11 protein-coding genes are annotated in these 11,960 nt (G+C 75.1%); 6 read left to right on the top strand and 5 right to left on the bottom strand.

The features are described from left to right. The first annotated feature begins 56 nt into the window (after positions 1 to 56). Positions 57 to 1,019, top strand: coding sequence for a quinone oxidoreductase (locus CG736_RS07905; protein WP_100585434.1), 963 nt, complete (start codon positions 57 to 59; stop codon positions 1,017 to 1,019). A gap of 57 nt (positions 1,020 to 1,076) precedes the next feature. Continuing rightward, positions 1,077 to 1,667, top strand: a complete 591-nt coding sequence (locus CG736_RS07900; RefSeq protein ID WP_100585433.1) for a TetR/AcrR family transcriptional regulator — start codon at positions 1,077 to 1,079, stop codon at positions 1,665 to 1,667. A gap of 109 nt (positions 1,668 to 1,776) precedes the next feature. Here CG736_RS07900 and CG736_RS07895 read toward each other — a convergent pair whose 3' ends face one another. The 3 genes from CG736_RS07895 to CG736_RS07885 form a co-directional block, all read right to left on the bottom strand. Further along, on the bottom strand, positions 1,777 to 3,489 hold the full coding sequence (locus CG736_RS07895) for a GAF domain-containing sensor histidine kinase (RefSeq protein ID WP_100585432.1): 1,713 nt from the start codon (positions 3,487 to 3,489) through the stop codon (positions 1,777 to 1,779). A gap of 154 nt (positions 3,490 to 3,643) precedes the next feature. After that, positions 3,644 to 4,432: a RimK family alpha-L-glutamate ligase gene (locus tag CG736_RS07890; RefSeq protein WP_369879951.1), complete on the bottom strand. Its 789-nt coding sequence runs from the start codon at positions 4,430 to 4,432 to the stop codon at positions 3,644 to 3,646. After that, positions 4,429 to 5,289, bottom strand: a complete 861-nt coding sequence (locus CG736_RS07885) for a RimK family alpha-L-glutamate ligase (protein WP_100585431.1) — start codon at positions 5,287 to 5,289, stop codon at positions 4,429 to 4,431. The genes CG736_RS07890 and CG736_RS07885 overlap by 4 nt, the downstream gene beginning before the upstream one ends. A 214-nt stretch (positions 5,290 to 5,503) precedes the next feature. Here CG736_RS07885 and CG736_RS07880 point away from each other — a divergent pair, with 214 nt between their 5' ends. The 3 genes from CG736_RS07880 to CG736_RS07870 all read left to right on the top strand — a co-directional run bounded on the left by CG736_RS07880 (position 5,504) and on the right by CG736_RS07870 (position 7,593). Next, positions 5,504 to 6,190, top strand: a complete 687-nt coding sequence (locus tag CG736_RS07880) for an AAA family ATPase (protein ID WP_100585430.1) — start codon at positions 5,504 to 5,506, stop codon at positions 6,188 to 6,190. Between the two features lie 52 nt (positions 6,191 to 6,242). Then, on the top strand, positions 6,243 to 7,163 hold the full coding sequence (locus CG736_RS07875; protein WP_100585429.1) for a hypothetical protein: 921 nt from the start codon (positions 6,243 to 6,245) through the stop codon (positions 7,161 to 7,163). 118 nt (positions 7,164 to 7,281) lie between these two features. Continuing rightward, positions 7,282 to 7,593, top strand: coding sequence for a hypothetical protein (locus CG736_RS07870; RefSeq protein ID WP_100585428.1), 312 nt, complete (start codon positions 7,282 to 7,284; stop codon positions 7,591 to 7,593). On the opposite strand, the gene CG736_RS07865 is transcribed toward CG736_RS07870, so the two are convergent. Together CG736_RS07865 and CG736_RS07860 are read right to left on the bottom strand one after the other, a co-directional pair. Further along, positions 7,565 to 9,202, bottom strand: coding sequence for a sensor histidine kinase (locus CG736_RS07865; protein WP_100585427.1), 1,638 nt, complete (start codon positions 9,200 to 9,202; stop codon positions 7,565 to 7,567). The genes CG736_RS07870 and CG736_RS07865 overlap by 29 nt on opposite strands. Positions 9,203 to 9,479: 277 nt before the next feature. Continuing rightward, complete coding sequence (locus CG736_RS07860; protein ID WP_232733865.1) at positions 9,480 to 10,655, bottom strand: methyltransferase domain-containing protein; 1,176 nt, start codon at positions 10,653 to 10,655, stop codon at positions 9,480 to 9,482. A gap of 351 nt (positions 10,656 to 11,006) precedes the next feature. On the opposite strand from CG736_RS07860, the gene CG736_RS07855 reads away from it, so the two are divergent. Beyond that, a complete protein-coding gene (locus tag CG736_RS07855; RefSeq protein ID WP_100585426.1) occupies positions 11,007 to 11,960 on the top strand; it encodes a polysaccharide deacetylase family protein in 954 nt (317 codons plus the stop codon).

The raw sequence follows: 11,960 nt of genomic DNA, 5'->3' as shown, positions 1-11,960 counted from the left end.
CCCTAACGTACGGACTGCGCCCGGAACAGCGGGCCTCCACAGGAAGGTGTCATCCCATGCATGCGATTCGTATCGAGGAGCACGGCGGCCCCGAGGTCATGCGCTGGACCGAGCTGCCGGATCCGGTGCCCGGCACCGGGGAGGTGCTGGTCCGGTTGGGGGCGGCGGGCGTCAACTACATGGATGTCGGTGCACGGGCGTCCGGCGCGCCGGGGTGGGCGGCGCCGTTGGTGCTGGGGGCCGAGGGGATGGGGTACGTGACGGCTCTCGGTGCGGGGGTGACGGAGTTCGCCGTCGGCGACCGGGTGGCGTGGTTCTACCACCCGGGCAGCTACGCCGAGTTGCTGGCGGTTCCGGCGACGTCGCTGGTGAAGGTGCCCGACGGGGTCTCGGACGAGGTGGCCGGCGGTCTGCTGATGCAGGGTCTGACGGCGAGTCACCTGAGCACCGAGACGTACCCGATCGGGCCGGGCGACACGGCGGTGGTCCACGCGGCGGCCGGCGGGGTGGGCCAGTTGCTCACCCAGCTGGTGAAGGCCCGTGGCGGGTCGGTGATCGGGCTGGTCTCCCGGGCGGACAAGGCGGCGGTGGCCGAGGAGGCCGGCGCGGACCACGTGCTGGTGCACTCCGGCGCCGGGTTCGAGGACCGGGTGCGGGAACTCACCGGCGGACGGGGGGCCGACGTGGTCTACGACGGCGGCGGCGCGGACACCTTCCGCTCCTCCCAGCTGGCGCTGCGCACCCACGGCGTGCACGCGTACTACGGGCCGTTCATGGGTGTGCCGACGCTGCGGCCCACCGATCTGCCCAACAGCATCCTGCTGACCTACCCGACGGTGCACCATCACGTCGCCACCCGCGAGGCGCTGGTCCGGCGGACCGGCGAGGTGTTCGACCTGGTGCGGAGCGGGCAGCTGACGCTGCGGGTCACCGGCCGCTACCCGCTCGCCGAGGCCGCCCGAGCCCACGCCGACATCGAATCGCGCCGCACCACCGGCAAGTTGATCCTCTTTCCCTGACAGACTGGGCGCCGGAGTCCGGGCGGGTTCCGGACGACGTCGACGGCTGGAGGATCCATGACGTTGACCCGCAAGGGCCTCGCGACCAGGCAGCGCATCGTCGACGGTGCGGCCGAGCAGATCCGTGAGCACGGGGTGTTCGCGGTGCGCCTGGAGGACGTGATGGCCCGCACCTCGACCAGCAAGAGCCAGCTCTTCCACTACTTCCCCGGCGGCAAGGACGATCTGCTGCTCGCCGTGGCCCGGCACGAGGCGGACCGGGTGATCGAGGACCAGCAGCCCGAACTGGGCTCGCTCACTTCCTGGGACGCGTGGCACCGGTGGCGCGACAAGGTCCTGGCCCGCTACCGCACCCAGGGCAGCGACTGCCCGCTGCACACCGCCCTGGCCCAGCTCGGCGGCGTCACGGACGCCACCCGGTCGGTGGCCCGCGAACTGCTCGCCCGGTGGCAGCGCCAACTCGCCGACGGCATCCGCCGGATGCAGTCCGACGGGTCGATCGCCCCGCACCTGGACGCCGACCGCGAGGCCGCGGCGCTACTGGCGGGCGTCCAGGGCGGCGTGCTGATCCTGATGACCACCGGCGAATCCACCCACCTGGAGGCCGCCCTCGACACCGCCCTGGCCCGCCTCCGCGAATCCCGCTGAGCCGGACGCCGCCCTCGACACCACCCTCGTCGGCCCGCCCGGGCAGTCTCCGGCGAGGGCATCGGCAACGCCGCCCGATCTGCCCCGACAGGAGCGGGCGAGCGGGGCGTCAATGCCCCAGTGGGGCCGTCCAGTTGAGGGTGGTGCCGCCGTTGGGCGGGGCGGTGACGGTGAGGGTGCCGCCGAGGGAGCGGGCGCGTTCTTCGAGGTTGCGCAGGCCGCTGCGGCGGCCCTGGGCGGGGATGCCGACGCCGTCGTCCTGGACGGTGAGGACGACCTGGCTGCCGGTGGCCTGGAGGACGACCTCGACGCGGCCGGCCTTTGCGTGGCGGGCGGCGTTGCTGAGGGCTTCGCCGAGGACGGCGACCAGGTGGTCGGCGACGGCGGGCGGGACGTCGGTGTCGAGCAGGCCCTCCATGCTGAGGCGGGGGGCGAAGCCGAGCGCGGAGTGGGCCTCCTCGACCACGTGGACGGCGCGGGCCCGCAGGCCCTGGCCGACGCCGGCCTCGCGGACCCGCAGGCCGAAGATCGTCGACCGGATGATCTTGATGGTCTCGTCCAGGTCGCCGACCGCCCGCAGCACCCGGTCCGAGGCCCCGGGGTGGTCGATGAAGCGGGAGGCGCTCTGCAGCGTCATGCCGGTGGCGAACAGGCGCTGGATGGCCAGGTCGTGCAGGTCGCGGGCGATCCGGTCGCGGTCCTCCAGGACGGCCAACTGCTCGGCGTCGCGCCGCCGTTCGGCCAGTTCCAGGGCCAGCGCGGCCTGGTCGGCGAAGGCCAGCAGCGGATCGGTCTCGCGCTCGGTGAACTCCGGCTCGCCGGGGCCGCGCACCAGCAGCAGCACGCCCTCGGTGTGGCCCTCGGCGCGTCCGAGCGGCACCGCGACGGCCGGGCCGAGGCCCGCGTACCGGTCCGCCCGGGCCGGGAAGCGCCGGTCCTCGGCGAGGTCGTGCGAGGTCACCGGCGCGCCCTCGACGCACGCCGCGCCCGAGATGGTGCCCTCCAGCGGGATGTCCGCGCCGGCCCGGCCGGTCAGGTCGCCGCCGAGCGAGAGCTCCACGTGCAGGCCGTTCCCGGCGGGCAGCACGGTGAGCACGTCGGCCTGCCGGGCACCGCTGATGTCGCACGCCCGCTGGGCGATCAGCTCGACCACCTGGGTGCGGGAACTCCCGGACAGCAGGCGGCGGTTGATCTCGGCGGTGGCGGTCAGCCAGCGCTGCCGGCGCTGCGCCTCCTCGTACAGGCGGGCGTTGTCGATGGCCACGCCCGCCGCCACGGCGAGGGTGGCGATGACCGACTCGTCGTCGTCGTCGAACCCGGCGGCGCCGCGCTTGTCGGTCAGGTAGATGTTGCCGAACACCTCGTCGCGGACCCGGACCGGCAGGCCCAGGAAGGTGCGCATCTCGGGGTGGTGGGCGGGGCAGCCGGTGGACGCCTGGTGCTCCCTCAGGTCGTCCAGGCGCAACGGCTGCGGGTGGCGGATGAGTTCGCCGAGCAGGCCCTTGCCGGTCGGGTAGGGGCCGATCCTGGCGATCTCCTCGTCGCTGAGGCCGACGGTGAGGAACTGCGAGAGGGTGTCGCCGTCGGGGCCGATCACGCCGAGCGCCGCGTACTTGGCGTCGGCGAGGACGGCGGCCGCCTCGACGATCCGGCGCAGCACCTGAGTGAGTTCCAGCTCCCGGCCGACCGAGAGCACGGCCTCCAGCAGGCTGTGCACCCGGTCGCGGGTGCCGCGCGCCACGTCGATCCGGGCCTGCAGTTCGGCCAGCAGTTCGTCCAGCCGAAGCTGGGGAAGCCGCGACCGCGGTTCCTCCTCGCGCACTGCGTTCCTCCTCGTCCGTGGGCCCAGCTCGCCGCCCGATTCTCGCAGACGGGGCGGCGGGAGTGGACCCACGGGGTCGTCGGAAGGGTCACAAAGGGGCAGGTATGGGGCGGATCACGGGTGGCGGCGGGCCCACTGCGGGCACATGCACATGTCAGCCGGCCCTCGGCTCCCGAGCGGCGAGGGCGGCGAGGGCCGCGAGGGCGGTCCGGACGGCCAGGGCGGCCAGTGCCTCGGGCGCGCCGGGCTGGTGGCGGATGCCGGGGAAGGCGTTGACGTCGACGGCGATCGGGCCGTCGGGGCCGGGCAGCAGGTCCACGCCGTACACATCGAGGCCGAAGGCGGGGCCGGTGGCGAGGGCGAGGGCGCCCTCCTCGGGTCCGGGGGTCCAGGGCCGGCGGGCGGGCCCGCCGGGGTGGAGTTCGGAGCGGCGCCGTTCGGCGAACAGCTGTCCGTCGACCACCCAGAGTTTGCGGTCCCAGCCGTCGCCGGCCACCGGCCGCTGGGTGATCACCGGCTCGCCGGGCCACCGGTCGGCCAGCGCCTGCCACTGCTCGGCGGTGTCGGCGCGGGCCACCAGGTCGTCGCGCCGGCTGTGCCTGCTCTTCACCACCACCGGCCCGGACCAGGCGAGACCACCGATCGGGCCGGAGTCGACGGTGGCCGCGAACGGGATGCCGGCGGCGCGGGCGAGCCGCTCCATGGCCGCCCGGTCCTGGCAGAAGGCGGTGGCGGTGGCCGAGTTGAGCACCGGCGTGCCGGACTCCTCGTAGCCGCGGGCGACTTGGAGTGCGGCGGCGCTGCGCGCCTTCAGCAGCAGCAGGTCCGCGTCCTGCCCCGCCGGCACCGTCAAGTGCCCCTGCGCGGACAGCAGTCGACGGGTGGCGGCGAGCAGCGGGTGGTCGAGGTCGCGGGCCAGGACCGCGATGCGCAGCGCCGTCACCGGGCGGCGGGGGCGAGCAGGGACCCGGCGCCGGGGGTGGGCCAGGAGGAGCCGGTGCGGGCGAGGCGGACCACCGCGTCGGCCACCCGCTCGACGGCGTGCGGGACTTGGCGGAAGCTCGGGAAGTCGTTGATGTCGACGACGGTGGGGCCGTCCGGTCCGAGCAGCACGTCCAGGCCGTACAGGTCGAGGCCGAACACCTCGCCGACCTGCGCGGCGAGCGCGGCGACCTCGCGCGGCAGCGGGACGGGCCGTTCGGTGGCGGGCCGGTGCGGGTGCAGCGGCGAGGTGCGCTGGGTGGCGAAGAACTCGCCGCCCGCGCAGTAGACCTTGAGGTCGAGTCCGTCGTTGGCGACGTACGGCTGGGCGATCAGCAGCGCGCCGTCCGCGGGCGCTGCCAACTCGGCGAGCTGGGAGGAGTGTTGGATCAGGTGGACGGCGCGCCCGGAGGAGCCGTCGGCGGGTTTGACGACCAGCGGGTAGTGCCGCTCGGGTATCGCGGCGAACGCGGCCGGGTCGGCGGCGGCCCAGGTGCGCGGCATCGGCAGCCCGTGCAGGGCGGCGACCACGGCGGTCTGTGCCTTGTCGCGGACCGGGCGGATCGCCCGGGCGTCGTTGACGGTGGTCAGGCCGGCCGCCGCGGCGGACTCCAGCAGGCCGAGTCCGGGCCCGCCGGAGACGGTCTTCAGCACCCATGCGTCGTGCGCGCCGCCGCGCACCAGCCGGGCGAGGTCCAGCAGTTCGGCGCCGGGGCGCAGCACGTCCACGGTGTGGCCGGCCGCCCGCAGGTGCTGGACCACCTCCAGCGGCATCCCGTCGTGGCGGTAGTGCTCCTCGACCAGGAAGCAGAACCTCATCTGTGCCCACCCATTCCCCTCTGTCCCCCCGTGCGCGTGCCGTGGGGCCGTTCACATCCGTCCACCCTGTCACGGAAGTTCGGCGCGAGAGCGGCCAGGGTGTCCGGGAACGGCCACAGGCACGTCACAGCCGTATTGCCGCAGGTCTGGAACCCTTTGCCCTGGGCATGTCGTTGACATGACGTTCTCTTGGCACACTCTTGAGGGGGACCGTGTGCATTCACAGCTGCGCCCGCACGCCCGGCACGACCTGACGGACCGTCCGGCGCCGGCCGTGCTGGCCTACCCGGTGGACGACGTCCTGGTGGTCTCGGGCCTGCCGGGCAGCGGCAAGAGCACCTTGATGGCGCGCTGCGCCCGGGCCCGGGTGATCGATTCCCAGCACACCCGGCAGCGTTTCGCCGCCGCCCTGCCGGGCGTCCCGTACCCGCTGTACCGGCCGCTGGTCCGGGCCGCCCACTACCTGCGGCTGCACGCCGCGCTGCGGGCCGGCGGACCGCTGGTGGTGCACGACTGCGGGGCGCTGCCGTGGGTGCGCCTGGTCGTGGCCCGCACCGCGCACCGGCAGGGCCGCCGGCTGCACCTGCTGCTGCTGGACGCCACGCCCGCGCAGGCCGCCGACGGGCAGCGGCGGCGCGGCCGCCGGGTCTCCCGGTACGCGTTCGCCCGCCACCGCCGGGCCGGCGCCGCGCTGCGCGGCCTGGTCACCGCGGACGGGCCGCTGCCGGCCGGGGTGGCGTCGGCGGTGCTGCTGCCGCGCGCGTCGGCGGCGCGGCTGGCCGCCATCGAGTTCACCGGCCACGCGGTCGACCCGCGGGTGACGCCCCGTCACCGGATGCCCGCGGCCCGCCGGGCGCAGCTGCCGGCCCGGACGGCGGCGGGCGCTGCGGCGAACGGCTGAGCCGGTCCGCGCGTCGCCCGCCGCCCGGCCGCGCGCTGGCTAGTCTCCGGCCATGCGCACCCCCGACCGCACTCCGGACGCTGCCGCTCCGGACGCCTCCGCATCCTCCCGGCCGCCGCGCGGCCCGCAGGTGCGGCGGATCGCCGACCGGCTGTCCGTGCAGTTCCGCGTCCCGATCGAGCCGCAGTACGAGCAGGCCGGGCGCCGCTGGACGCTGCGCTGGTACGACGGTCCGACCGTCGGGGCGGTGCGCTGCGCGCTGGAGCGGCTGTTCCCGGACGGGGAGCGGCTCGCGGTGCGGCGCGACCTGACCACCCGGGCGCTGGTGCTGGCCGCGATCCGGGAGACCCGGGCCGGGGCGATGCACCGCTCGGTGGGCAGTTGGGGCCAGCGCTACCACCTGGAGCAGCTGCTCGCCGACCAGGAGCACCCCGACCGGACCGCCGACCCGCGCGAAGCGGTCATGCTGGAGCGCCTGTTGGAGGCCTCCTCGACCACCCGCGTCCACGGCGCCGCCGCACCGGACCTGGCCCGCGCGTTCGACCTGGTGGCCCGCGACGGCATCGCCCGGCTGCTGCCCGAGCACCGGCTCGCCGGGCCCGCCGAGCGGGACGCCCTCGCGCTGAGCCCGCTGGAGTACCTGACGTCCCGCTACGCGACGGGCGTCCACCGCACCGCGTGGGAGACGGCGCTCGCCACCCTGCCGCTGCGCACCGCCGTCGCCGCCGCCCACCAGGACCCGCAGCCCGACCCGGACGCGGCCCGCGCCGCCCTCACCCTGCTGCCCGCGCTGCGCGCCCAGGCGTCCGCCGAACTCGACGCGGTCGAGGCCCGGTTGGCCGCGGTGGTCGCGGCCGCTCCGGCCCGGGACGTCGACGGCGCGGCCGCCGATCCGGGACGGCCGGCGGTCGCGGGCGATGCCTCCGGCAGCGTGTCGACCCCCATTCTGCCTGCTCACGCGCCCGCGCGGTAGGACCGGACGCACACTTCTCCGCCCTTGTCCGGGCGGCCGGTTCGGCCGCAGACTCGTCCGCATTCCCCCCTTTGGACGAGTCGATGGGAGTCGTGTGTCCGCACACGTCGATCAGGAAATGGCCCTGCGTGCCCGGGTGCTGCTGGCCGGCAGCGAACCGCCCACCCCGTGGCAGGCCTACCGGGCGCACCGCCTGCTGGCCCGCGACAACCCGGCGGTGCACCTGCCGAAGCTGGCCCTCGCGGCCGTCGAACTGACCCGCCACCACCCGCTACTGCTCCGCCGCGACCTCCAACTGCGCCTGTTGGACGAGGCGTTGGAGGCGGCTGCGGCGATCCCCGCCGACGATCCGTTCCGTGCCGAGGCGCTGGCCCGGATCCGTCACGAGCATGCGAAGCGCCTCAACGAGCTGCGGATGCCGACGGGTTGACGCTCCGGCCGGGCGCAGCCCCGTCCGGCTGCGCCAGGCTGCGGAAGTGCTGCTTGTCCACCAGCAGGCCGTTGTCGAAGCAGAACCGCACCACGTCCTGCCCGTCGCTGGGGGCGGTCTCGACGTCGCCCGCGAACCATCGGCAGTGCGCGCCGTCCGGCGCGGGCGGGCCGTACTTCTTGAAATCGCCGGTCAGGAAGTCGCTGCCGATCGGCAGCCGGGCGTTCACCACGCCCTCGGACTGGCCGACCTCGATCGAGTCGTACAGCGAGGTCGACACGGTGGCGTCCCGCATCGCGCCGACGAACATCAGCACCCCGACCGCGCCGACCACCCCGACCGCGCCGAGGACCGCGAGCGCGCCCAGCGCACAGCCCATCGCGGGGCTCCGGCGGCGCTTCTCCGGTCCGATCAACTTCCCTGCCAGCTCGCGCAGTTCCTCGTCCTCGGGGACGGCGTCCAGCGCCCCGTCCGAGGTGTACGGGAGCCGGCCGCTCAACCGGAAGCCGCCGTCCGACTCCCGGTCCGCGTGGATCGACCCGCCCAGCAGGCGGGCCCGCTCCCGCAGACCGGTCAGGCCCTGACCGCCGGAGACCGCCGCCGTACCGTCCCCGCCGGGCCCGTTCAGCACCTCCACCATCACCGCGTCGCGCTCGTACCGCACCGTCAGCACGATCTGCGCGCCCCGCGCGTGCTTGTGGGCGTTCGTCAGGCCCTCCTGGGCTATTCGGTACGCGGCGTGACCGGTCGCGGCGGCGAGTTCGCGCGACGTGCCCTCGTGCCGGAGCTCCACCAGCGTGCCCGCCGCCTGCGAACTCTCCGCCAGCCGGTCGATCGCGTCCACGCCGCCCGCCGCCGGCACCGAGTCGTCCCGCAGCAGACCGACCACCTCGCGCAGCTCCCGCATCGCGCCGGTCGCCGCCTGCCGCAGCACGCCCACCGCCTCGCGCTGCCGCTCGCCGAGCGTGCGGTCCACCTCCAGCGCGCCGGTGTGCACGGCGATCAGCGCCAGCTGGTGCCCGAGACTGTCGTGCATGTCCTGGGCGATCCGGTGGCGTTCGCGCAGCCGCGCCTGACGGGCGATCATCACCCGCTCGCGCACCAGCTGCTCGTTGCGCTCCCGCAGACTGTCCAGCAGCGCGCTGCGCTGCGCCCGGTACCGGCCGAGCAGTGCGGGCAGCACGCCCAGCAGCAGGAACCCGACCACGCAGATGCCCAGCAGCGCGGGCACCGGGAAGTGGTCGCGGCGGTTCTGCAGCACGCCCACCGCGAAGTTCAGCACGAAGCCGAGCCCGAAGACCGCCGGCGCGTACCAGGGCCGGGTGATCCGCCGACCCGCCGAATACCCCGCCGCGACCAGCAGCGGCAGGAACCCGCCCGGTCCGCCGACACCCGCCGACGCCAGCACCAGCACCGTCCCCGGCAGCCCCCGCCGCAACAGGAACAGCACCCCGGCGGCCGCCACCACCAGCCCCGACGGCCAACCACCGCTGTCCACCGCCTGCAACAGCGCCGCCAGCCCGCACACCACGAGCCCGCCCAGCACCTCCCGGACCACCAGCCGCCAAACCCAAGGCCCCGGAACCGCCCGCTCCACCCACGTCCGCATCACCCCCCGACCCTAGCCGCCCCGACCCGCCCCCGGCCCCACCCGGCCCCGGCCGCCGACGCGCCTGCGCAACGCCGCCGGGCCACCACCTGCTGCGGTCGCACCGAACTCCAGGAGCAGGTCGACGGGTTCGAGGCGCCACCGGCAGGAGGTACGCGCCGTCGGTGCCCGGCATGCCGACAGGCCTTGACGGCGCGGAGGAGCCGAACAGCGTCGGTCCGCTCGCGGGTGGGCTACCGGGGCACGGTCCGTTCGTGGTGCTCACCGGCGCCGTCGCTCACACCGGGGCCGGGTCGTTCCTCTCCTCCTCCGGGTGCGTGGCGGCGGGCCAGCGCGGGCCGGTGCGGGGGTCGTCGGCCCAGACGAACTGCTCGGTGGGGGTGCGGGTGAGGCCGTAGTCGTAGACGCCGGGGCGGCCGATTGTCTCCCACTGGGACCAGGCGGCTTCGACCTCTTCGGCGAGGTGTCGCGGTCCGCCTTCGGCGGTCCAGGCGCCGCCGGCGGTGCGGGCGGACAGGACGGCCCAGGAGGTGTGGCCGTCGGTGATCCATGCGCTGGTGCCGTCCGCGTCGTGGCCGGTGTGCACGGACAGGTCCGGGAGGGCGACGCGCAGTGCGAAGCCCAGCCCCCACGGGTCGGCGAGCTGTGTCGGGTCGCGGTCGGTGCTGCCACTGCGATCGGTTTCGACCGAACCACGGACTTCGCCGAACGTCCGTCGCCGGTGCGCTTGTTGGGTGCGGGTGGGCATGAACCGGGCCAGGCCCTGCAGCCAGCCGGTGGCGGACTTGCCGTCCTCGGCGACGGTGAGCGCGACGTGGCCGAGGCGGCCCCACGGAGTGACGATCCGCCCGCCGGGCGCGGTCTGCTCGACCCAGGGCCAGGGGATCTCCTCGACGGCGTAGGTGGCGATCACCCGATCGAACGGGAACTCACCGGGCACCCCCAAGTCGCCGTCGCCCGTGCGGACTTGCACCTCCAGGCCGGCGGCGGCCAGACGTACGTCGGCCGCGGCGGCCAGGACCGGATCCGCCTCGACGCCGACCACTCGGCCCGGGCCGGCGCGGTGGGCCAGCAGGGCCGCGTTCCAGCCGCTGCCGGTGCCGAGTTCGAGGACGCGGTGCCCGGGTTCCAGGCGCAGGCTGTCCGCCATGTCGGCGACCACGGCCTGACAGGACAGGCTCGACGTGGGCAGGCCGTCCCCGAGCTGTGTCACCGCCGCCTCGTCCGGCGAGCGGTACAACTCCCCCGCCCAGCCTGCCGGATCGGCCGCCCGGTCCACCGGTTCCCACGCCCGGCCGTCCCACCGCCACAGCCGTTCCGGCGCGAACCCGTCCCGGGGCAGCGCCGCCACCGCCTCCCGCACCCACGGCGATCCCTCGGGCCAGGCCCCGCGCTCGGCCATCACCCGGTCGAGCCGCGAGCGGTACGCGGGCAGATCCAATTCCTCGGCCACCGCGTCTACTTGCGCCGCTTGCCGGTGCCCGGCGGCGGGGGCGGGACCTGCCCGTCCGAGTTCCCGGGCGGCGGGGTGCCCTCACCCGGGTCCGGTGCGGGCTTCTCGTGCTCACCCATCGCGACCACTCCTCCCTTGACGACGACCGCCGCGCACGCGGCGAAGAGCCCATCCTCCCGTCCCCCGTCCGCCAGCAGTAGGGCGCGTCGGGGTCGTACGGGGGCGCACCGTCCACACTGGCGCTCTCGCGACGACCGCCCGACCACGGAGCGTGGCGAACGGGGGACGGCAGGCGTCCGGCCGGGTGACGGGCGGGTTGGTGGCTGTACGACGAGGGGATCATCGGCCGGTATGTCGACGAAAGACCGTGACCGCAGGGGCCCGTGCCGCCGTCACCTCGCCGTGCTCGCCGTGCTGGCCGTCCTCGGTGTCGGCTGCTCCGCCCTGCGGGCCCAGGACGGGAGTGACGGGCGCGCCTCCGCCCCCGCTGCGCCGCCGGTCGCAGGGCAGCCGGCCGTGGCCGTTCCGCAGGGTGCGGCGGGGCAGGAGGTGAACGGTCGGCTGGGGGTGGCCGAGCGGGAGTCGAGGCAGCAGCAGGCCGAGCTCGCGGCCGCCCGGCACTGGGGGCTGGCGGCGCTGCCGCTGAAGGCGCCCGTGGCGCCCGCGGAGAAGCCGGAGCTCGTCGCGGGGCCGAACGTCCTGCTCGCGGACGGTCTGCCACCGGTGGTTCGCCGCGTTCCCACCGAGGACAACGTGGTGTTCCTGACCGTCGACGACGGCGCGACGAAGGATCCGGAGTTCGCCGAGATGGCCGCCGGCCTGGACGTGCCCCTGTCGGTGTTCATCTCCGACTACCTGGCGCGTTCCGACTACGGCTACTTCCGCGCCATGCGCGACCGCGGCGTGTCCGTCAACAACCACACCATCAACCATCCCGACCTGCGCCGCCTCGGCGCCGATGCGCTCCGCCGCGAGATCTGCGGCCAGCAGGACCGCCTCGAACAGGAGATCGGCACCCGCCCCTGGCTGTTCCGGCCGCCCTACGGCGAGTACACCGCCGCCGCGCTGCGCACCGCCGCCTCCTGCGGCGTCACCGCCGTCGCCCTGTGGACCGAGGAGGCCTTCCCGGACCACCTCGAGTACCGCTACTCCGACGAGAAGCTCCACCCCGGCGACATCATCCTCACCCACTTCCGCGACCCGGCCCCGGGCTGGAAGGGCACCATGGCCGACATGCTCCGCCGCGTCATCGACACCGCCACCGCCGAGGGCTTCGCGATCGGCCGTCTGGAGGACTACCTCTGA

Origin of the sequence: Kitasatospora sp. CB02891 (assembly GCF_002803145.1) — a bacterium.
In the GTDB taxonomy this organism is placed as follows: Bacteria; Actinomycetota; Actinomycetes; order Streptomycetales; family Streptomycetaceae; genus Kitasatospora; species Kitasatospora griseola.
The sequence above is the reverse complement of the archived record's forward strand: the minus strand, read 5'-3'. Positions and strand labels throughout refer to the sequence as shown.